The organism is Streptomyces sp. NPDC051105, from assembly GCF_040682795.1.
In the GTDB taxonomy this organism is placed as follows: domain Bacteria; phylum Actinomycetota; class Actinomycetes; order Streptomycetales; family Streptomycetaceae; genus Streptomyces.
This window is the reverse complement of record NZ_JBFBBR010000002.1, coordinates 388,453-407,869: the sequence shown is the minus strand read 5'-3', so window position 1 is coordinate 407,869 and position 19,417 is coordinate 388,453. Positions and strand designations below refer to the sequence as shown.

At 70.4% G+C, this 19,417-nt stretch carries 18 protein-coding genes and 2 pseudogenes; 13 read left to right on the top strand and 7 right to left on the bottom strand.

Going from position 1 to position 19,417, the window contains the following annotated elements:
* The first annotated feature begins 33 nt into the window (after nt 1-33).
* Complete coding sequence (locus AB0N16_RS05735; RefSeq protein ID WP_365793410.1) at nt 34-714, top strand: IclR family transcriptional regulator C-terminal domain-containing protein; 681 nt, start codon at nt 34-36, stop codon at nt 712-714.
* A gap of 175 nt (nt 715-889) precedes the next feature.
* On the opposite strand, the gene AB0N16_RS05730 is transcribed toward AB0N16_RS05735, so the two are convergent.
* Nucleotides 890-1,816 carry an aminoglycoside phosphotransferase family protein gene (locus AB0N16_RS05730; RefSeq protein ID WP_365793408.1) on the bottom strand — a complete coding sequence of 309 codons (927 nt, stop codon included), beginning with the start codon at nt 1,814-1,816 and terminating at the stop codon, nt 890-892.
* Between the two features lie 494 nt (nt 1,817-2,310).
* On the opposite strand from AB0N16_RS05730, the gene ctaD reads away from it, so the two are divergent.
* The gene (gene ctaD, locus AB0N16_RS05725) at nt 2,311-3,984 is read left to right on the top strand and encodes a cytochrome c oxidase subunit I (protein ID WP_365793406.1); all 1,674 of its coding nucleotides are present in this window, start codon (nt 2,311-2,313) and stop codon (nt 3,982-3,984) included.
* A complete protein-coding gene (locus tag AB0N16_RS05720; RefSeq protein ID WP_365793404.1) occupies nt 3,981-4,385 on the top strand; it encodes a cytochrome c oxidase subunit 4 in 405 nt (134 codons plus the stop codon). The genes ctaD and AB0N16_RS05720 overlap by 4 nt, the downstream gene beginning before the upstream one ends.
* Here AB0N16_RS05720 and AB0N16_RS05715 read toward each other — a convergent pair.
* Nucleotides 4,303-5,838 carry a ubiquinol-cytochrome c reductase cytochrome b subunit gene (locus tag AB0N16_RS05715; protein ID WP_365794044.1) on the bottom strand — a complete coding sequence of 512 codons (1,536 nt, stop codon included), beginning with the start codon at nt 5,836-5,838 and terminating at the stop codon, nt 4,303-4,305. The two genes, AB0N16_RS05720 and AB0N16_RS05715, sit on opposite strands and share 83 nt — an antisense overlap.
* 394 nt (nt 5,839-6,232) lie before the next feature.
* Here AB0N16_RS05715 and AB0N16_RS05710 point away from each other — a divergent pair, with 394 nt between their 5' ends.
* From AB0N16_RS05710 to AB0N16_RS05695, 4 genes and pseudogenes are all read left to right on the top strand, one after another.
* A complete protein-coding gene (locus AB0N16_RS05710) occupies nt 6,233-6,466 on the top strand; it encodes a hypothetical protein (RefSeq protein WP_365793402.1) in 234 nt (77 codons plus the stop codon).
* 399 nt (nt 6,467-6,865) lie between these two features.
* Entirely contained in the window at nt 6,866-8,056 is a 1,191-nt protein-coding gene (locus AB0N16_RS05705; protein WP_365793400.1) for a zinc-dependent alcohol dehydrogenase, read from the top strand.
* 207 nt (nt 8,057-8,263) lie between these two features.
* Nucleotides 8,264-9,283, top strand: a complete 1,020-nt coding sequence (locus AB0N16_RS05700) for an SDR family NAD(P)-dependent oxidoreductase (RefSeq protein WP_365793398.1) — start codon at nt 8,264-8,266, stop codon at nt 9,281-9,283.
* A gap of 112 nt (nt 9,284-9,395) precedes the next feature.
* A pseudogene (locus AB0N16_RS05695) lies at nt 9,396-9,500 on the top strand (IS481 family transposase); the annotation flags it as partial.
* On the opposite strand, the gene AB0N16_RS05690 reads toward AB0N16_RS05695, so the two are convergent.
* Nucleotides 9,497-9,955, bottom strand: coding sequence for a TIGR03618 family F420-dependent PPOX class oxidoreductase (locus AB0N16_RS05690; protein ID WP_365793396.1), 459 nt, complete (start codon nt 9,953-9,955; stop codon nt 9,497-9,499). The pseudogene AB0N16_RS05695 and the gene AB0N16_RS05690 sit on opposite strands and share 4 nt — an antisense overlap.
* 216 nt (nt 9,956-10,171) lie before the next feature.
* On the bottom strand, nt 10,172-10,342 hold the full coding sequence (locus AB0N16_RS05685; protein WP_200682075.1) for a hydrophobic protein: 171 nt from the start codon (nt 10,340-10,342) through the stop codon (nt 10,172-10,174).
* 256 nt (nt 10,343-10,598) lie between these two features.
* Here AB0N16_RS05685 and AB0N16_RS05680 point away from each other — a divergent pair, with 256 nt between their 5' ends.
* Nucleotides 10,599-11,240: a hypothetical protein gene (locus tag AB0N16_RS05680; protein ID WP_365793394.1), complete on the top strand. Its 642-nt coding sequence runs from the start codon at nt 10,599-10,601 to the stop codon at nt 11,238-11,240.
* A gap of 97 nt (nt 11,241-11,337) precedes the next feature.
* On the opposite strand, the gene AB0N16_RS05675 is transcribed toward AB0N16_RS05680, so the two are convergent.
* The 3 genes and pseudogenes from AB0N16_RS05675 to AB0N16_RS05665 all read right to left on the bottom strand — a co-directional run.
* Nucleotides 11,338-11,523 (bottom strand): hypothetical protein, encoded by a 186-nt coding sequence (locus tag AB0N16_RS05675; RefSeq protein ID WP_365793392.1) that lies wholly within the window; start codon nt 11,521-11,523, stop codon nt 11,338-11,340.
* 60 nt (nt 11,524-11,583) lie between these two features.
* Nucleotides 11,584-12,033 carry an ATP-binding protein gene (locus AB0N16_RS05670; protein WP_365793390.1) on the bottom strand — a complete coding sequence of 150 codons (450 nt, stop codon included), beginning with the start codon at nt 12,031-12,033 and terminating at the stop codon, nt 11,584-11,586.
* Between the two features lie 373 nt (nt 12,034-12,406).
* Nucleotides 12,407-12,523 (bottom strand): annotated as a pseudogene (locus AB0N16_RS05665) (SRPBCC family protein); the annotation flags it as partial.
* Between the two features lie 199 nt (nt 12,524-12,722).
* Between AB0N16_RS05665 and AB0N16_RS05660 the strand changes: the two are divergent.
* The 5 genes from AB0N16_RS05660 (at nt 12,723) to nrfD (ending at nt 19,406) form a co-directional block, all read left to right on the top strand.
* Nucleotides 12,723-13,034: a DUF3040 domain-containing protein gene (locus AB0N16_RS05660; RefSeq protein WP_365793388.1), complete on the top strand. Its 312-nt coding sequence runs from the start codon at nt 12,723-12,725 to the stop codon at nt 13,032-13,034.
* Nucleotides 13,035-13,260: 226 nt separating this feature from the next.
* The gene (locus AB0N16_RS05655; RefSeq protein ID WP_365793386.1) at nt 13,261-13,539 is read left to right on the top strand and encodes a GlsB/YeaQ/YmgE family stress response membrane protein; all 279 of its coding nucleotides are present in this window, start codon (nt 13,261-13,263) and stop codon (nt 13,537-13,539) included.
* Nucleotides 13,540-14,275: 736 nt separating this feature from the next.
* Entirely contained in the window at nt 14,276-17,521 is a 3,246-nt protein-coding gene (gene fdh, locus AB0N16_RS05650) for a formate dehydrogenase (protein WP_365793384.1), read from the top strand.
* A complete protein-coding gene (locus tag AB0N16_RS05645) occupies nt 17,518-18,429 on the top strand; it encodes a 4Fe-4S dicluster domain-containing protein (protein WP_365793382.1) in 912 nt (303 codons plus the stop codon). Before fdh ends, AB0N16_RS05645 begins: the two co-directional genes overlap by 4 nt.
* Complete coding sequence (nrfD, locus tag AB0N16_RS05640; RefSeq protein ID WP_365793380.1) at nt 18,426-19,406, top strand: NrfD/PsrC family molybdoenzyme membrane anchor subunit; 981 nt, start codon at nt 18,426-18,428, stop codon at nt 19,404-19,406. Before AB0N16_RS05645 ends, nrfD begins: the two co-directional genes overlap by 4 nt.
* Nucleotides 19,407-19,417: the final 11 nt, after the last annotated feature.

The window sequence follows — 19,417 nt, the reverse complement described above, 5'->3', positions numbered from 1 at the left end:
GGACTTTCACTGGATGAAAACGCGGGGTGTGAAATGGCCGAGAGCGTTGCCGGGCGGGTCTTCTCGGTACTGGACGCGTTCGTGGGCGCGCCGGCCACGCTGCGCCTGACGGAGATCGCCCGCCGGACCGGGCTGCCGGTGCCGACGGCACTCCGCATGGTGCGGGAACTGGTCGCGTGGGGCGGCCTGGAGCGGGCGGCCGACGGCTCCTACCGCCTGGGCACCCGCATCCGCGCCCTCGGCGCCGCGGCCCCCTGCCCGCGCGGCCTGCTCGACCTCTCACTCCCCGCCCTCCGCACGCTCACCTCCCGCACCCGCGGCCACGCGGACATCGCCATCCCCTCCGACGGCACGGCGCTGTGCCTGGTCAGCGGCGAACGCCTGCCCCTGCACGCCACGGCGCCCGGCAAGATCCTCCTCGCCCACGGCCACGGCCCGCCGGCCGAGGTACGGCGGCACACCCGCCACACGGTGACCGCCCCGGGCACCCTCGGCGCCCAGCTGATCCGCATCCGGGAGACCGGCCTGGCCACGGCCCACGAGGAGTACGTACTGGGCGAACTCGCCTTCGCCGCCACGGTGTTGCGGAACGACCGGGCCGTGGCGGCGGTCTTCGTCACCCTGCCCACCAGCACCCCCCACGACCGCGTCGACAGCGCCCTCCGCGAGGCGGCCCGCACCATCGCCCAAGGACTCACCGACCCGCCGCGATAGCCATCAGAGAGGCCGGCGGAACACGGAGCCGATACGCCGTCGGCGGTCGCCCGCGACCGACAGGCTGGGTTCCTCGGCGAACCGAGACCGTTGAACAGGCCCCGGCGTCCCGGCTCGGACACCAGCCGCAGAACACCTTGAACAGGTCCGTCTCGCTCCGCGGCGGGAGCGGGGCCTACGCGGGAGAGGCCCAGCGCGCGTTGGAAGTCAGAACACGGTCGAGCGCCGCCCGGCCTGCGGGTCCCCATGTCGGCTTGCCGCCGGGAAGGCCCTGTTCCCCGTTCTGTCCCATGAGGATGAGGAAGAGGCTTTTCAGAGCAGCCAACCCGCGGGCGCGTCGGACCGTCGCCTCGTCCGCGGGCGCGTACACCTCGAAGAACCGTGAGGCCGCGTCGGCGGGAAGCAGCAACCAGGCGGCCGCGAGGTCCCACGCCGGATCGCCGGCGAACATGGCATCGAAATCGACCACGCCCGAGAGCGTCCCGTCCGAGACGACGACATTCGCGGGATGGAGGTCACCGTGCAGCCATACCGGCGGGCCCTCCCACTCCGGGGCCGCCACAGCGTCGTCCCAGACGGCCCGGACAGCCCGGATGTCGGCGGGGATGCCGCCGGGGGCAATGGCCTGCAAGAACTTCTCGAAGCCGTCCGTGCACTTCTTGGGGTGAGCGCCGCGGTCCGAACTGGCCGGCGCCTCGGCGGGCGCCTCCACATGGAGCGCCCTGAGGAAACCCGCCAGAGTGTCGGCCGCGTGGTCGCCGCGGCTGATCGGGGTGCCGTCGAGTGGCTCGCCGCGAACCCACGTCATGACGCTCCACGGCCTCGGAAAGCGCTTGGACGGTTCGCCGATCCGCACGGGCGTCGGAACCGGGAGCGGCAGACGTGGGGCCAGGACAGGCAGCCACCGGCACTCCTTGCGCAGGAGATCCGGGGCACCTTGCGTGCGCGGCATCCGCACGGCCAACTCATCCCCGAGGCGCCACATCTGGTTGCCCCAGCCGCCCGCTACCTCGCGGATGGGCAGCCCCGCGAGGTCCGGATGCTGGTCCTCGAGAAGATCCCGCACCAGCTCTGCGGTGATCTCGATCTCGGAGTCGGTCATGCGAAGCCACAGTACGTGAGACAGGTGGAGCGGACACTCCTTCCAGGTTGCGGGCGCGGGGTGCCGTTCCCCGGAGTCGCCGCCGCACACCGCAACTGGGCCGAGGGCTGTGCCCCGCGTCGCCGCCGCACACCGCAACTGGGCCGAGGGCTGTGCCCCGCGTCGCTGCCGTCGGAGCCGCCGGTGAGCTGCCGGGGCGTGTCCGCCGTCTGCGCGTGCGGTGGGCACAGGGCGCCGCCGAGCCGGCGGCGGCCGGTTGCTCATGAGTCGTGTGCATGGGCGCCGACTACTCGCCTCACGGCAGCGAATCCCAGGCCGAAGGGGCGTGGCTGACGTGGCCTGCGCCTGGTCACCGGTAGCGTCGCCACGGAGCGGACAAACACCGTGTATCGGCCATGCCGGTGAGTGTCGCCCGTCCGTGGGAGCCCGCGGTTTCCCGGCGTCGAGCAGGGATCCCGCGAGGCGCTTTCGCGCTCGGCCGGCTGAGGAGGACCATGACCGAACTGTCGCAGCGGGTCGGCGAGCGGGCCGGCCCTCCGGCCGCTCCGGCGCCGTTGGGGCGCAGGCTGCTGGGCTGGGCCGCCACCACCGACCACAAGGTGATCGGCCGGCTGTACATGGTGACAGCGTTCTGCTTCTTCCTCCTCGCCGGTCTGCTCGCCCTCGGCATGCGTGCCGAACTCACCCGTCCCGGGCTCCAGTTGATGAGCCAGGACTTCTACAACCAGCTTTTCACCATCCACGGCACGATCATGATGCTGCTGTTCGCGACCCCGATGTTCGCCGGGTTCGCGAACGCGGTGATGCCGTTGCAGATCGGTGCCCCGGACGTGGCGTTCCCGCGGCTGAACGCGCTGTCGTACTGGATGTATCTGTTCGGCGGTCTGATGGTGGTCTCCGGGTTTCTGGTGCCGGGGGGCGCGGCGTCGTTCGGGTGGTTCGCGTACGCGCCGCTCAACAGCGCGTACTACTCCCCGGGCGCGGGCGCCGACCTGTGGGTGATGGGGCTGGTGGTCACCGGTGTGTCGACCACGCTGGGCGCGGTCAACTTCGTCACGACGATCCTGTGTCTGCGCGCCCCGGGCCTGACCATGTTCCGGATGCCGATGTTCACCTGGAACGTGCTGTTCACGTCGATCCTGGTGCTGCCGGCGTTCCCGGTGCTCGCGGCCGCACTGCTGGCGCTGGAGTGCGACCGGAAGTTCGGCTCGCACGTCTTCGACGCGCACAACGGCGGGGCGTTGCTGTGGCAGCACCTGTTCTGGTTCTTCGGGCATCCCGAGGTGTACATCGTGGCGCTGCCGTTCTTCGGGATCGTCTCGGAGATCATCCCGGTGTTCTCGCGCAAGCCGCTCTTCGGCTATCTGCCGATGATCGGGGCCACGACCTCCATCACCATGCTGTCCGCGGTGGTGTGGGCGCACCACATGTTCGCGACCGGGGCGGTGCTGCTGCCGTTCTTCTCGGTGATGTCGTTCCTGATCGCGGTGCCGACCGGAATCAAGTTCTTCGCCTGGATCGGGACGATGCGCCGGGGTTCGCTCTCGTTCGAGACGCCGATGCTGTGGTCGGTGGGTTTTCTGGTGTCGTTCCTGCTGGGCGGGTTGAGCGGGGTGCTCCTCGCGTCGCCGCCGCTCGACTTCCATGTCACCGACTCGTACTTCGTGGTGGCGCACCTGCACTACGTGCTGTTCGGCACGGTCGTGTTCGCGATGTTCGCCGGGTTCTACTTCTGGTGGCCGAAGTTCACCGGGAAGATGCTCGACGAACGGCTGGGCAAGGTGCACTTCTGGCTGCTCTTCCCGGGTTTCCAGCTGACGTTCCTGGTGCAGCACTGGCTCGGCGAGATGGGAATGCCGAGACGGATCGCCGACTATCTGCCCGCGGACGGGTTCACCCTGCTCAACACGCTGTCCTCGGCGGGCGCGTTCCTGCTCGGGATCTCCACACTGCCGTTCCTCTACAACGTCTGGCGTACGGCCCATCGTGGGCGGCGGGTCGCGGAGGACGACCCCTGGGGATACGGGCGCGGCCTGGAGTGGGCCACCTCCTGCCCGCCGCCCCGGCACAACTTCGTGACGCTGCCCCGGGTGCGGTCGGAGTCCCCGGCGTTCGACCTGCACCATCCCCAGATCGTGCGGCAGGCCGAGCAGGAGGGTCTCCGGTGAAGGCCGAGGCAGTGCTCTTCGGCGGGGTGGCCGTCTTCTTCGGTGCGTCCGCCGCGCTCTACGGCGTGTGGTCCGACGCCGATCCGGCCGGTACGGCGGCGCTGATCGTGGCGTTCGGGATGGCCGCGCTGGTGTCGTTCTTCTGCGCCACCCAGTACGTCCGGCGCGGCCCGCGCCCGCAGGACCGTAGGGGCGCGGAGGTGGCGGACTCCGCCGGGCCGCTGGAGTTCTTCCCGCCGCACAGCCGCTGGCCGATCGTCACCGCGTTCGGGTTCGCCGTCGCGGCGGTGGGGGTGGTGTTCGGGCTGTGGCTGTTCCTCATCGGCTTCGGCGTTCTGGCCTGGGGTGTTGCCGGGCTGGTGTTCCAGTACGCGAGCCGGGGGGCCGGTCGGGAGGACTGAGCGGCCTGCGCGGGGCGCCCGGCCGGAACGACGTGACCGGGCGGTGGCCGCTCTCGTAGCCGCCGGCCAGGGTCTGCCGTACCTCCCCCGTCTCCTCGCCCTCGGTCAGCAGTTCCTGTTCGGCGTGCAGCAGAGCGCGGCACACCGTGCGGGTCACGAAGAAGGCGGCGACCGGGGCCACGATCAGGGCGACCCGGAAGATCCACGTCAGGGCGTTCACCGAGATCCGGAAGCTCTGGGCGATGATGTCGTTGCCGCCGGCCAGCAGCAGCACGGCGTAGCAGGTGACGCCCGCGGCACCGAGGCCGGTACGCACGGGCCGCTCGCGTGGCCGGTCGCTGAAGTGCTGCTCCTGGCTGTCCTCGCCGGTGAGCCGTTGCTCGACGAAGGGGTAGACGTACAGGACGAGGAAGAGCAGCGCGGGCAGCACGACGGCCGGCAGCAGGACGTTCCACATGAGGGTGTGCCCGGCGAGGTTCGTCTCCCAGGCCGGGACGAGGCGCAGCGAGCCTTCGAGGAAGCCGACGTACCAGTCCGGCTGGGAGCCGGTCGACACCAGGTCCGGCCGGTAGGGGCCGTACACCCACACCGGGTTGATCTGGGCGACAGCGGCGAGCACCACCAGCAGCCCGGAGACGGCGAGGGACAGGCCGATCGAGGAGGCCGCGAACTGGGGGTAGAGCGGCTTGCCGGTCACGTTCCGGTTCGCGCGTCCGGGGCCTCGCCACTGGGTGTGCTTAAGGTAGAACACCAGCATCAGATGGACGGTGACCAGGGCGAGCAGCGCGCCCGGCAGCAGCAGGATGTGCAGGGTGTACAGGCGGGGAACGATGTCGTGGCCGGGAAACTCGGAGCCGAACACGAACATCGCGAGGTACGTCCCGGCCACCGGGATCGACAGCATGATGCCCTGGGCGATCCGGAGACCGGTGCCGGAGAGCAGGTCGTCCGGGAGCGAGTAGCCGGCGAAGCCCTCGGCAAGGGAGAGCGCGAAGAGGGTGACGCCGATGACCCAGTTCATCTCGCGAGGTCGGCGGAAGGCGCCGGTGAAGAAGACCCGCAGCAGGTGCAGGCCGATCGCGGCGACGAAGACCAGCGCGGCCCAGTGGTGGGCCTGCCGCATCAGCAGGCCGCCGCGGACGTCGAAGCTGATGTGCAGGGTCGAGTCGAACGCGCCGGACATCAGCGTCCCGCGCAGGGGTTCGTAGGGGCCCTCGTAGACCACCTCCCGCATCTCGGGCTTGAAGAAGAACGTCAGCCACACGCCGGTCAGCACCAGCAGGATCAGGCTGTAGAGGGCGATCTCACCGAGCAGGTACGCCCAGTGGTCGGGGAAGGCCTTGCGCAGCAGCCCGCCGGCCCCGTCGTGAACGGGCAGCCGGGCGTCCACCGCGTTCGCGAACCGTTCCCCTCTGGGGCGTTCCTCGCCCTCGTCCGGTCCCGTCCCCTTCATGCGGCGGCCGCGGCCCTTCGCGCGCATCGCACTGACCTCACGTGACGCCCTCCTCAGGACCGTGTGCCTCGCACTCTGGCCATCCCTTGCCCGGAAGGCGCGGGGCGAGTGCCCCGCCGCCGTGAAACACCCGCGCGGCAGGGCCTCGGCACCCGATCGGATGAGCCGCCGACCTTCCCGGCGCGAGGGTGCCGACAGCGCGGTCACCATCGACGACCCGAGGCGCTGGGGGTCACCAGGCGGACTGGGAGGCGGCGCGTGCCGGGTGGGCTGCCTGCCGGCCATGGTGACCGGCTCCCGTGGTGCGTCGTGTCCCTCCGGGGTACTCGGACAGTCCGGCCGACAAGGCCGGCGGGTCGACACCCGCTTCACCACGACGGACGGAGTGACGACGATGGCCAGCGCCACCGAGACCGGAAAGATCACCGGAACCGCCGACAAGGACTACAACCTTCTCTGGTACGTCGAGAGCTGCCTGGAGAACGCCCTGCGGCTGGACACTTACATCAAGGACGCCGAGCGGGAGAAGGACGCACAACTGATCGAGCTGTTCACCAAGGCACAGGCTGACAGCCGTAAGGGCGCCGACCTGGGCAAGGCACTGCTGCGCAGCCGTCTGAGCGGCTGATTCCCGCAGCGGCGGCGGGCTCCCTCCAGGCCCATTCGGCACACCCGCCGACGGCCGACAGCAAAGACCCCGAAGTCGAGGCCCCGGGGAGGGCCGGGGCCGGCTTCTCACCCCCCATAGGGCGAGGGTCACGGCCCGCAGCGGGATCCGCTCCTCTGGGCGGCGCCGGTCCGCTGGTAGATGCCCCAGGCCGCTTCGGCCTCAAGGTAACGATCACTGCGCTGAGCTGGGGTTTTGTGCTGGTTGGCGTTGAAGCGCGCCTTCTTCTGACGGTCCCCACACGTGTACATGTCACACGGGGGTGAGTCGCGCCGTGGCCAAGGGGGTACCCGGCAGGAACCGGCCCGGCCCACACACAGCGACGCAACCCGCGCGCAGGTGAGAAAGGGAGCGTGAGCCATGAAAGCAGTGACCTGGCAAGGGCGGCGGGACGTCCGGGTGGAGGATGTAGCCGACCCACGCATCGAGCAGCCGACGGACGCCGTCATCCGAATCACGTCGACCGGTCTGTGCGGTTCGGACCTGCACCTCTACGAGGTGCTCACGCCGTTCATGACCCCGGGCGACATCCTCGGCCACGAACCGATGGGCGTGGTCGAGGAAACCGGCGCGCAGGTCACGAACCTACGCCCGGGCGACCGCGTGGTGGTGCCGTTCCAGATCTCCTGCGGGCACTGCTTCATGTGCTCGGCGGGCCTGATGACCCAGTGCGAGACCACTCAGGTGACCGGCGAGGGAATGGGTGCCGCCCTGTTCGGATACACCCGTCTGTATGGTGCGGTGCCCGGCGCCCAGGCCGAATACCTGCGCGTCCCGCAGGCGCAGTTCGGGCCCATCAAAGTGCCCGAGGGGCCCGCCGACGACCGGTTCGTCTACCTCTCCGATGTGCTCCCCACCGCCTGGCAGGCCCTGGCGTACGCCGCGGTGCCGCCCGGCGGGACTCTCGCCGTCCTGGGGCTCGGCCCCATCGGCGACATGTGCTGCCGCATCGCGCAAGCCCAGGGCGTGGAGCAGGTGTTCGGCATCGACCTCGTGCCCGAGCGGCTCGCACGGGCCAGTCGCAGGGGCACCGCCGCATATGACCTGCGGGTCTATGAAGACGAGAAGGAACTGGTCCAGGCGATCCGGGACGAGACCGGAGGCCGAGGCCCGGACGCCGTGATCGACGCCGTCGGCACCGAAGCCCACGGCAGCGCGGCCGCCAAGCTGGCCCAGACCGCTACCGGGCTGCTGCCCCGCAAGCTCGGCGGACCGCTCGCCGAACGCTTCGCCGTCGACCGTCTCGGCGCCCTCCACATGGCCATCGACCTGGTGCGCCGCGGCGGCACGATCTCGCTCAGCGGAGTGTACGGCGGTATGGCCGACCCGATGCCGATGCTCACCCTGTTCGACAAACAGATCCAGCTGCGCATGGGACAGGCCAATGTCCGCCGCTGGACCGACGCGATCCTGCCCTACCTCGCGGACGATGACCCGCTCGGTGTCGACGACTTCGCCACGCACCGGCTTCCCCTGACGGACGCCCCGCACGCGTACGACATGTTCCAGCGCAAGCAGGACGGCGCGGTCAAGATCCTCATGCAGCCCTGAGCAGCACATGCCCTGCGACGATGACCCGCGGTTTTGGTCTTGGGCCAGGAGGGAATGGCAGACGGCTGTCGCCCTGCGAGGCGCACTGCCACGCATCGCCCACCGGCTCCGCCCCGGGCGGCTGCCGGCCGGGGCCCTCCGGATGAGTGCCGTACGCCCTGGCGTACGCCTGGCTTACGGACTCTCTGCGAAAGGCGAGGTGACGACATGACGGCAACCGACCCGTCCGTGCGGGACGGGCTCTCGGCCCTGGTGACCGGCGGCTCCCGCGGTCTGGGGCTGCTGATAGCGGCCCGGCTGGCCCGGCGCGGTTACCGGGTGACCGTGGTGGCCAGGGACGCCGGCGAACTCGACCGGGCCGTGGCTTGGATACGGACCCGTACCGGCCGTACCGCGCGTGCCGTGGTGTGCGACGTGCGGGACGAACGAGCGGTGACGGCCGCGGTCCGGCAGACGGCACAGCAGGAGGGCGGCCTCGATCTCGTGATCGCCAACGCCGGAGTGATCCAGGTGGCGCCCGCCGAGGCGGCCGGATCGCAAGCGTTCCGGGATGCCATGGAAACCATCTTCTTCGGCACCCTGCACACCGCGTTCGCCGCCCTGCCGTACCTGCGGCGCAGCCCTGCGGGCGGTCGCCTGGGCCTGGTGGGCTCGGTCGGCGGACTGCTGGCGGTCCCCCATCTGGTGCCGTACTCCTGCGCCAAGGCCGCGGTGCGCGCGCTCGGCGAGGGGCTCCAGGAGGAAACCGCCGGGAGCGCAGTGAGTGTGACCACGGTCCATCCCGGTCTGATGCGGACCGGCTCACACCTGCAGGCGGAGTTCGGCGGCCGGCCGGAAGCCGAGTTCGCCTGGTTCTCCGCGCTGGCGGGAACCCCGCTGCTGTCGATGGACGCCGGGCGCGCGGCAGACAGGATCGTGTGCGCTGTGGAGCGCAGGCGCACCCGGCTGGTGCTCACCCCGGTGGCCCGCATCGCCTCACTCGCTCACGGAGTCGCACCCCGCCTGGTGACACGGGCGAGCGGACTGGCCGCCCGAGTGCTGCCTCCGGCACCCGACGATGCGGCCGAGCAGACCGGGAAGCGGGCGGGGATGCGCCAGGGGCACGCCCTGGACGCCTCCGCCGGGCCCGTCTGGCTACGGACGCTGCGCAGAGCGGGCAGCGCGCTCAACGACCGGGCGGCCCGCCGCTACAACCAACGCTGGGCTGGGCCACCCACCAGCGCCTGAGCGACGAGCGCGTCACGGGTGGCAGGTGGGTGTGTACGTCTTCCACGCCGTCTACGGGCTGTGGCTGCTCCGCCGCTCCAGCCCAGAGGTCGTCCCATCCGATCGCGACACCTTCCCCGAGTGGCTGCACACCTACGATCACCACCGCGGACACACCGCGCTGAATGGCCAACCACCCGCCGGCCGCGTCCCCAACCTCACGGGGCAGTACACCTAGCCGTCGATGTCGAGCACGGTGCCGTACAGTCGGTCCACCTTCAGCCGGATGACGACCCGGCGCTCGGCAACCAACTCCTCCAGGAACGTGGCCTCGTCCTCGGGCCTCCCGGCCTTCGGGATCATCCCGAGCAGTTCCCGCCCGACCGCGTCCCCAGGAACTGTCGTGCTCTCGGAGACCACGGTCTCACCTTCGGCGACGGCAAACGACCACACGTCACCGCCCGACACGTGCAGCGCCGCGCGTGGATTGCGCCGCAGGTGCTGGACCTTGACCCGGTCGGCCGTGGTGGAGAACCGAACGATGCGGGCTTCGGGGTCCCAGCTGTACACCATGGTTGTCAGGTGGGGGTGGCCACTGCGCTTGATGGTGGCGAGCGTGCCGAACTGCTGCCGGCCAAGCAAGTCGGAGAGGGCTTCGTCGGACAGTGTGCGAGGCGCTGGTCGTTGAGTCATGAAGTGATCAACGTCCCTGACCGTCCAGTAATTTCCTGGGCGCGCCGCCGATGAGCCCTGAGCCCGACACTCCCTTTCACCTTCCGGAAGCGGCCGGAACGGGAGGCGTCGGAGGTCGCAAGGTTCCCTGCGGGAAATCCGCGGACCGGTATCCGTGAGCGCATATCGATGGGCCCCGTCGACAGTGGTCGACGGGGCCCATGAACCGGGTTTCACTTACCAGCGGTACCAGCGGCCCTTACGGCCGCCGCTCCCGGCGGGCCGGACCACGAAGCCCAGCGCCCAGACCACCAGGACGATGACGGCGATCCACCACAGGGCCTTGAGGGCGAAACCGGCGCCGAAAAGAATCAGCGCGAGAAGCAGAACGACAAGCAGGGGAACCATGATTATCAACCTCCGCCCAGCCATCTGCCCCGCACTACCCGCCTCACACCCCGGAATTTCCGGTGCGTACACCTGCGTTTTCCGGGAATTCGGGTTTCCCGAGACGAGGCTCGAGCACACCCGTCCTGTGCTCGTGAGTCGGTTTTCATGCCCCATGTGAGGGCGACCTGATGGAGGAGTCATGCCGCGAGCGCGCGAAGAAGCCCGGTTCAGGCACCCTCGGCACGAGCGCCGCGGAGAGGCTCGACTACCAGGTGTGGCAGCGACACTCGTCGCCATCTCGCTCTACCTTCTCCTGCCCCAGCAGCTCCTGATCACCCCCCGCTACGTGCTGCCCGCCCTGGAGTGTGCGCTGCTCGTACCCCTCGTAGCGATCAACCCACGACGGCTGACTCGACAGACGCGGGCGTTCCGTGTCCTGTCGCTGACGCTCGTGGCCGTGATCGCGGCGAGCAACCTCCTCGCGCTGGGAACCCTGGTCCATGAGCTGGTGTCCGCGGAAGTGAAGGACGGCCGGGCGCTGTTGGTGGCCGCGTTGCAGATCTGGCTCACCAACATCATCGTCTTCGGTCTGGCCTACTGGGAGCTCGACCGCGGCGGCCCGGTCAGCCGGACCCAAGTGCCTCGGGAGGACCTGCCGTTGGCGGACTTCCGATTCTCCCAGGACGAGAACGACGACGCCGTCCAGGAGGTCTCCGACGGTGCCAGCAAGACATCCGACTGGGTGCCCACGCTGATGGACTACCTCTACGTATCGGTGACCAACTCCACGGCCTTCAGCCCCACGGACACCATGCCGCTCTCCTCACGCGCCAAGTTCCTGATGAGCGTGGAGAGCGTCGCCGCTCTCCTGACGTCGCTCCTCGTCATCGCCCGCGCGGTCAGCATTCTGCACTGAGGGCGCAGGCTTCCTTCGACTCACAGCCACTGCCGGTCAGCCACGGCGGGAGGACGGCAGCCTTGATCGCTCACCGCCCAAACGGAACAAGAACCGGTCAGCTCTGCTCGCCGCGTCCCTCGAAGTCCCGTCGTACGGCCGCGCCTTGGTCTTCCACCAGCCCCGCGTCTTCCGGAACATCCAGGACGGTCGCGCAGTGCTCGCACAGCTTGCCGTCTCCGGCTGGTGTCCCGCACACCGTGCAGAACCGGTGGACCTGCGGGTCTTCGGTCTTCTCCGTCATGACCTCTCCCGGACGAGTGAACAGCGTCCGCTGCCGGATTCCCCGAGCAGCAGCAAAGATCTACTGGTGCCGTGGCGGCGCCGGCGCGTCCACGTCGTGCGTCGCCGAGTCGGGCGCGCGGAAGCACGCGCTGACCGACTTCCCGTGGGGACAGGGGTGCGACTCCCATGTGTCGGCCATGGCGTCCACCAGGAGCATGCCGCGCCCGCCGAGGCTTTCCGAGCCGGCCTCCCGCGGGACTGGCAGGTCACCGGACTTGTCGTGCACGGAGACATGCAGGCAGTGGTCATTACAGGTCATCACCAACTGGGCGCTGCTGTGGGCGTGCCGGTGCGCATTGGTCACCAACTCGGAAACGGTGAGCAGTATCGCGTCCACCGTCTGCGGAGCAGCGGCGGTCCAGCCCAGCGCGTCCAAATGCTCGCGTGCCCAGTCACGGGCGGTCTTCACCTGGCTGTTCAAGGGCAGCGTGCGCGCCCAGCCCACTGCCCGGAGCGACGAACCTTCCACGGCGTTCCTTCCTGGTTGTGGCGATGCGGTCGGCGACGGCCCCAGTGCATCCCCAGCGGGCGCCGAACGTGGGCCCGGCGACGCGGGTCGGCGGCGGCTCTACGTGCCCGTTCGGCCAGCTGTCGCCCCTGAGGACTCCCGGCGAGCTGCTTGATGCGTTCCGTCGTGGCCGGCATGGCACCCCTACTCAAGACACCGTGCCTGGCCCGTGGTTCGGGTACCCCCCAAAACGTGGACTCAGCCCTGTTGCCTCGGCACTCCCAGAACACGCGCCCTCAGCGCCGCCCCGCGCCTGCGGTCGCCGCCTGCGAGGAGGTTCGCAGAGCCGGCGGACGACCTCACGGAGCTTGATGCTGTTCCGCCGCGCGTAGTCGGTGTCGAACTCGCGCCGGACTCCGCCTGTGTCGGTGGTCCGGTGGTTGTGCCGGTCGTCGAGTTGTCTGACCTTCTCGACGGCTTCCGTGAACTGCGGGAACTCCTCGAACTGAGTCCGGAGCGGGGCGGCTTGCCGCGGCGTGTGCGAGGCACCGAGGACCGGGAAAGCGGCCCGAGGACTCCCGGCCCGGCCGCCGGGAGGCGTCGGCCGGCTCTTGCGGGGAACCCGTCCGGTCATCAGTACGCAGGACGCCCGTGCCGGACAGGCGAAGTGGTGTCCGGTGCCGCAGGCCGGGACGAATGAGGCGCTCACCGTGGAAAACCGCAATGACCCCGATGGCATCGCGCTGTCGCCGCACGAACGCGTCGCCCTGTGGCGTATCGAAGCGGAGCTCAGCGAGGACCGACGTCTCGTGCGGCGCATGCGCCACCCGGGCGGCCGGCCGTGGCTGCCCCTGTCGGTGGCCGCCCTGACGTGTACCTCACTGCTCCTCCTCGTCATGGGAATCCTGACCTCCGACCTCGCCGTCCTGTGGTGCTTCGCCGCCCTGTGGCCCGTCACCCTCCTGTTGGCTTTCCGGCTGCCGCGCCGTCCGACCGGCACCGAGGGCCGCGGCCGGCCATGATCGTGAACTCCACGCCGTGACCGGGCGGTTCACGACGGCAGGTCAAGTTGCGTGACCTCTCGGGTCCGCGACGCGAAAGGGCGAACCGGTCCCGGACTTCACGAGCGTCCACTCCCCCTCGGATCGAGAACCGACAGGGAAGACCCGGGCGAGACGTTTGTTCGAGCCCGATCGGTGCACACGAAGAGCTGACACAGCCTTTATTCCGAGGAAGCGGAGACGCACCATGGGCATCATCGCGTGGATCATCATCGGCCTGCTCGCCGGCGCCATCGCCAAGGCCCTGATGCCGGGCAAGGACCCCGGCGGCATCATCGTCACCATGCTCATCGGCATCGTCGGCGGTCTGCTCGGCGGCTGGCTCGGCAAGGTGATCTTCGGCGTCGACTCCATCGACGGGTTCTTCGACCTGTCCACCTGGATTGCCGCGATCGTCGGCTCCCTCATCCTGCTCCTCCTCTACCGCCTCATCACCGGAAACCGGCGCTCGCACCGCCACGCGTGACCCGCTGAAGGCATACGCCTACGCCACCTGAACGGCTCCCGCCCTTGCTCACAGGACGGGAGCCGTCAGCGTGCACGGGCCGCCCACGCAGGCCCGGCGGGCGTGGGCGGCCCGGCTCTGGCCGACGTACGGAACCGCTGATGCCTCGCGCCACGGCAAGAGCGTCCGATGCACATCGGTCACCCCGCCGCGGTGCGCGAGACTCCATGCTGGGATGCCCCAGCCGGAGGACCCGGTGCCCTGACGGACGCGAGGGGCCGCCTGCTGTGCCGCGACCCGGCAGACTCCACTGGCCCTGCGTAGCCACACCGGCGGCGGGTACCCGAGACCGGAACCACGCCCGGCCGCGAGAGGGAAAGCACCGTGAGCGTCCGCCACCCGAAGGATCCCGGGAACGACAGAGCGCAGCGCGCCAGACCCGCGTTCAGGGACGTGCCCGACCAGCGGACGGGCGCCGGCGAGAAGCCCTGGAAGCCGGCAGTGACACGACGGAAGCCGGCAGTGACACGACGCGGAAGGCCGAGGACGAGCAGCCGGACCCCCGGAATCCCCGACGGGGACGCCGCCGCAACGGGCCCGCCTGGCTCCCTCGGCTCCGGAGATCCCCGATCCGGGGGCCCCGGGTCCGAGGAGCCGTCCGGCCGACACCCCGCGCGACGTACCCATCCGGGTGGGCCAGTCTGGAAGTGACACCCGCCAACGCCGCCGGGCATTCCGGCCGCCGAAAGGACACACCATGGGTGTGCGTACGTGGATCAGCGACTGGCCCGCCTTCCGTCAGCTCACCGGATCCGACCCGCTGGGCCGGGGCCGGGCCGCCATGTCGGCCCGGACCGGACAACTCAGGCCGCGGACGGACACCGCCGACAGGGTGGTGCGTTCTGTATGTCCCTACTGCGCGGTGGGCTGCGGACAGCAGGTCTACGTCAAGGACGGCAAGGTCGTCCAGATCGAGGGCGATCCGGACTCGCCCGTCAGCCGAGGGCGCCTGTGCCCCAAGGGCTCGGCCACACTGCAGCTCACCACGGGCTCGGCCCGCCGCCACGAGGTGCTGTACCGGCGGCCGTACGCCACCGACTGGGAACCCCTGGACCTGGAGACCGCCATGGACATGGTGGCCGACCGGGTGATCGAGACGCGGCGCCGGACCTGGGAGTGGGAGTCCGAGGGGCTGCGCACCGCGCGCACCCTCGGCATCGCCAGTCTCGGCGGCGCGACCCTCGACAACGAGGAGAACTACCTCATCAAGAAGCTGCTCACCGGCATTGGTGTCGTCCAGGTGGAGAACCAGGCCCGGGTCTGCCACAGCTCCACGGTCGCCGGGCTCGGCACCTCCTTCGGGCGAGGCGGTGCCACCACCTTCATGCAGGACCTCCAGCACGCCGACTGCATCGTCATCCAGGGCTCCAACTTCGCCGAGGCCCACCCCGTCGGCTTCCAGTGGGTGATGGAGGCCAAGGCGCGCGGCGCCCGGATCATCCACGTCGACCCGCGGTTCACCCGCACCAGCGCGCTGGCCGACCTGCACGTCCCGATCCGGGCCGGCAGCGACATCGCCTTCCTCGGCGCGATCATCAACCACGTCCTGACCGAGGAGAAGGACTTCCGCGAGTACGTCCTCGCCTACACCAACGCCGCCACCCTGGTGAGCGAGGACTTCCGCGACACCGAGGACCTCGACGGCGTCTTCTCCGGTCTGGACGAGGACAAGCACCACTACGACCCGTCGAGCTGGCAGTACGAGGGTGCCGAGGTGCAGCAGCCCACCGGTGAGGTCGACGAGCAGTACGAGGAGCGCGTCCACGGCTCCGGCGGCCCGGAGGCCCACGGCTCGGGCGGGGCGCGCACCGCGGGCCGGGCACCCCGCGACGAGACGCTGCAGCATCCGCGCTGCGTCTACCAGATCCTCAAGCGCCACTACGCCCGCTACACCCCGGAGCTGGTGGAGGAGGTCTGCGGAGTACCGCGCGCGAAGTTCCTCCAGGTGTGCGAGGACCTGACCGCGAACTCGGGCCGCGAGCGGACGAGCGCGTTCGTGTACGCGGTCGGCTGGACCCAGCACTCGGTCGGCTCCCAGTACATCCGCGCCGCGAGCGTGCTCCAGCTGCTGCTCGGCAACATCGGCCGGCCCGGCGGCGGCATCCAGGCCCTGCGGGGCCACGCCTCCATCCAGGGCTCCAGCGACATCCCCACCCTCTTCAACCTGCTGCCCGGCTACCTCCCCATGCCGCACGCCCACGCGCACGAGGACCTGGACGCCTTCATCGAGGCCAGCCGCACCGACAAGGGCTTCTGGGGCAACATGCGGGCCTACTTCGTGAGCCTCCTGAAGGCGTACTACGGCGACGCGGCCACCGCGGCCAACGACTTCTGCTTCGACCACCTGCCGCGCCTGACCGGCTCCCACTCCACTTACGACACGGTGATGGCCCAGCTGGACGGTGTGTGCAAGGGCTACTTCCTGATGGGCGAGAACCCCGCGGTCGGCTCCGCCAACACTCGGCTCCAACGGCTCGGCATGGCCAACCTGGAGTGGCTCGTCGTACGCGACTTCTCCCTCATCGAGTCGGCGACCTGGTGGCAGGACGGCCCGGAGATCGAGACCGGCGAGCTGCGCACCGAGGACATCGGCACCGAGGTGTTCTTCTTCCCGGCCGCCGCCCACACCGAGAAGAACGGCTCGTTCACCAACACCAACCGCTGGCTGCAGTGGCACCACGCGGCCGTCGAGCCCGAGGGCGACGCCCGCAGCGACCTGTGGTTCATGTACCACCTGGGCCGCCGTATCAAGGAACGGCTGGCCGCCTCCACCGACCCGATGGACCGGCCCGTACAGGATCTGACCTGGGACTATCCCGTCGACGGCCCGCTGGCCGAACCGGATGCCAGCGCCGTACTCGCCGAGATCAACGGCCACGGCCCGGGCGGGGCGCCCCTCTCGGCGTACACCGAACTCAAGGACGACGGCTCGACGAGGTGCGGCTGCTGGATCTACTGCGGGGTGTACGCGGACGGCGTCAACCAGGCCGCCCGCCGCCGTCCCGGGAGCGAACAGGACTGGGTGGCCGCCGAATGGGCCTGGGCGTGGCCCGCCAACCGCCGCGTCCTGTACAACCGGGCGTCGGCCGCCCCGGACGGCACTCCGTGGAGCGAGCGCAAGGCGTACGTCTGGTGGGACGAGGCCGAGGGGAAGTGGACCGGGTACGACGTCCCGGACTTCGTACCCGACCGCGCCCCCGACTTCGTACCGGACGAGGACGCGACCGGACCCGACGCGCTGCGCGGCGACGACCCGTTCATCATGCAGGCCGACGGCAAGGGCTGGCTGTACGCGCCCGCGGGCTTGGAGGACGGCCCGCTCCCCACGCACTACGAACCGCAGGACTCGCCCTTCGCCAACGCGCTGCACCCCTCCACACCGCGCTCCCCCGTACGCCAGTTGCTGCCCCGGGAGGGCAACCGCTACCACCCGAGCGGAGACGAGAAAGGCGCCGAGGTCTTCCCGTACGTCATCACCACGCACCGCCTCACCGAGCACTTCACGGCGGGCGGCATGAGCCGCTGGTCGCCCTATCTCTCCGAACTCCAGCCGGAGTTCTTCTGCGAGGTCTCCCCCCAACTGGCCGCCGAGCGCGGCCTTGAGCACCTGGGCTGGGCCACCATCGTCACCGCCCGCAACGCCGTCGAGGCGCGCGTCATGGTCACTTCCCGGATCACACCCCTCACGGTGCACGGCCGCACGATCCACCAGATCGGACTGCCGTTCCACTGGGGACCCAACGGCGTGGCCACCGGCGACGCGGCCAACGAACTCGTCGCGATCGCCCTCGACCCCAACGCCCATATCCAGGAGGACAAGGCGCTGACCGCCGACATCCGCCCGGGCCGCCGACCCCGGGGGCCCGACTTGCCGAAGCTGGTCGCCGAATACCGCGAGCGCGCGGGCATCACCGCCAGCACAGGGACGGAGACCCGGAAATGACCGAACGTCACCTGCTCAGCGGTATCGAGCCGGACCCCGCGCGCGACGCGGGGCACCCCGAACCCCCGCCCCGGGTCGGCTTCTTCACCGACACTTCCGTCTGCATCGGCTGCAAGGCCTGCGAGGTCGCCTGCAAGGAGTGGAACGCCATCCCGGAGGACGGCCTCTCCCTCACCGGCATGAGCTACGACAACACCCAGGGACTCGGCGCCTCCAGCTGGCGCCATGTCGCCTTCATCGAACAGCAGGTCCCGGCGCCGGACGGACGTACCCGACTTCCGATGGCCGAAGCCGAGTCCGAGGCTTCCGCCGAGCCCGGGGAACTTCGCTGGCTGATGTCGTCCGACGTGTGCAAGCACTGCACCCACGCCGCCTGCCTCGACGTCTGCCCCACCGGCTCCCTCTTCCGGACCGAGTTCGGCACGGTCGTCGTCCAGGAGGACATCTGCAACGGCTGTGGCTACTGCGTACCCGCCTGCCCCTACGGCGTCATCGAACAACGCCCCGGGGACGGGCGGGCGTTCAAGTGCACCATGTGCTACGACCGGCTCGGCGCCGGCCAGGAACCGGCCTGCGCCAAAGCCTGCCCGACCGAGTCCATCCAGTTCGGCCCGCTGGACGAACTGCGCGAACGAGCCGCGCTGCGCGTGGACCAGTTGCAGGCGGCGGGCGTGGACGGCGCACGGCTGTACGGCCACGAGCCCGATGACGGCGTCGGCGGCGACGGCGCGTTCTTCCTGCTCCTCGACGAACCCGAGGTCTACGGGCTGCCCCCGAACCCGGTCGTCACCACCCGCGACCTCCCCACGATGTGGAAGCACGCCGGTGCGGCGGCCCTCTCCCTGGCCGGAGCCTTCGCCGTCTCCTTCGCGCTGCCCGGTGTGCTGGGCAGAAAGGGCACACGATGAGCGACTCCAAGAGCAGCCTCGGGCAGGGCACCCGGCAGGGGCGTCGTCAGCGCCGCGGGGAGCAACTCATGGTTCCCCGGGCCGAGTTCGAGTCGTACTACGGGCGTCCGGTCATCAAGGCGCCCTCCTGGAGCGCCCAGGACATCGCCGGGTACTTCTTTCTGGGCGGGCTCGCCGGCGCGGGCTCCGTACTGGCGGCGGGCGCCCAGCTCACCGGGCGTACGTCGACCGCCACAGCGATGAAAGTGTCCTCTCTCGCCGCGGTCTCACTGTCCGCCGCCGCACTGGTGCACGATCTCGGGGTGCCGAGCCGGTTCCCCAACATGCTCCGCGTCCTCAAGCCCACCTCGCCCATGAGTGTGGGCTCGTGGCTCCTCGCCGGTTACGGACCGGCGGCCGGCACGGCCGCGATCACCGCCGTCACCGGGCGGCTGCCCAGGGCCGGGGCCACGGCGACCGCGGCGGCGGCGCTGCTCGGACCGGCGATCGCCTCCTACACTGCCGTCCTCGCGGCGGACACCGCCGTTCCCGCCTGGCACGGCGCGCACCGCGAACTGCCCTACGTGTTCGCCGCCTCCGCCACGGCCGCCGCCTCCGGCATGGCCCTGCTCCTCGGCCCGGTGCACGAGTCGGCACCCGCACGCTGCGCCGCGGTGCTCGCCGCCGGCGCCGAGGAGGCCGCGACCCGGGCGGCCGAACAGCGCCTCGGCATGGTCGCGGAGACCTACCGCCAGGGCCGCGCCGGCACCCTGCTGCGCACCGCCCGTCGGCTCACCGCGACCGGCGCCGCCACCGGCCTGCTGCTCGGCCACCGCAGCCGCCCGGCGGCCGTCCTCGCGGGCCTCGCCCTCCTCGCGGGCTCGGCCTGCACCCGCTTCGGCATCTTCGCGGCCGGAGTGGCCTCGGCCGAGGACCCGAAGTACACGGTCGCACCCCAACGCGCCCGCGCGAACCCGTCCGACGAGGCAGAGAGCTGACTGACGGCACA

Bases quoted from the DNA above. Each gene is read 5' to 3' on its own strand.
- AB0N16_RS05735 (WP_365793410.1), top strand. From the start codon at position 34: ATGGCCGAGAGCGTTGCCGGGCGGGTCTTCTCGGTACTGGACGCGTTC.
- AB0N16_RS05730 (WP_365793408.1), bottom strand. From the start codon at position 1,816: ATGACCGACTCCGAGATCGAGATCACCGCAGAGCTGGTGCGGGATCTT.
- ctaD (WP_365793406.1), top strand. From the start codon at position 2,311: ATGACCGAACTGTCGCAGCGGGTCGGCGAGCGGGCCGGCCCTCCGGCC.
- AB0N16_RS05715 (WP_365794044.1), bottom strand. From the start codon at position 5,838: ATGAAGGGGACGGGACCGGACGAGGGCGAGGAACGCCCCAGAGGGGAA.
- AB0N16_RS05710 (WP_365793402.1), top strand. From the start codon at position 6,233: ATGGCCAGCGCCACCGAGACCGGAAAGATCACCGGAACCGCCGACAAG.
- AB0N16_RS05705 (WP_365793400.1), top strand. From the start codon at position 6,866: ATGAAAGCAGTGACCTGGCAAGGGCGGCGGGACGTCCGGGTGGAGGAT.
- AB0N16_RS05700 (WP_365793398.1), top strand. From the start codon at position 8,264: ATGACGGCAACCGACCCGTCCGTGCGGGACGGGCTCTCGGCCCTGGTG.
- AB0N16_RS05690 (WP_365793396.1), bottom strand. From the start codon at position 9,955: ATGACTCAACGACCAGCGCCTCGCACACTGTCCGACGAAGCCCTCTCC.
- AB0N16_RS05685 (WP_200682075.1), bottom strand. From the start codon at position 10,342: ATGGTTCCCCTGCTTGTCGTTCTGCTTCTCGCGCTGATTCTTTTCGGC.
- AB0N16_RS05675 (WP_365793392.1), bottom strand. From the start codon at position 11,523: ATGACGGAGAAGACCGAAGACCCGCAGGTCCACCGGTTCTGCACGGTG.
- AB0N16_RS05655 (WP_365793386.1), top strand. From the start codon at position 13,261: ATGGGCATCATCGCGTGGATCATCATCGGCCTGCTCGCCGGCGCCATC.
- fdh (WP_365793384.1), top strand. From the start codon at position 14,276: ATGGGTGTGCGTACGTGGATCAGCGACTGGCCCGCCTTCCGTCAGCTC.
- AB0N16_RS05645 (WP_365793382.1), top strand. From the start codon at position 17,518: ATGACCGAACGTCACCTGCTCAGCGGTATCGAGCCGGACCCCGCGCGC.
- nrfD (WP_365793380.1), top strand. From the start codon at position 18,426: ATGAGCGACTCCAAGAGCAGCCTCGGGCAGGGCACCCGGCAGGGGCGT.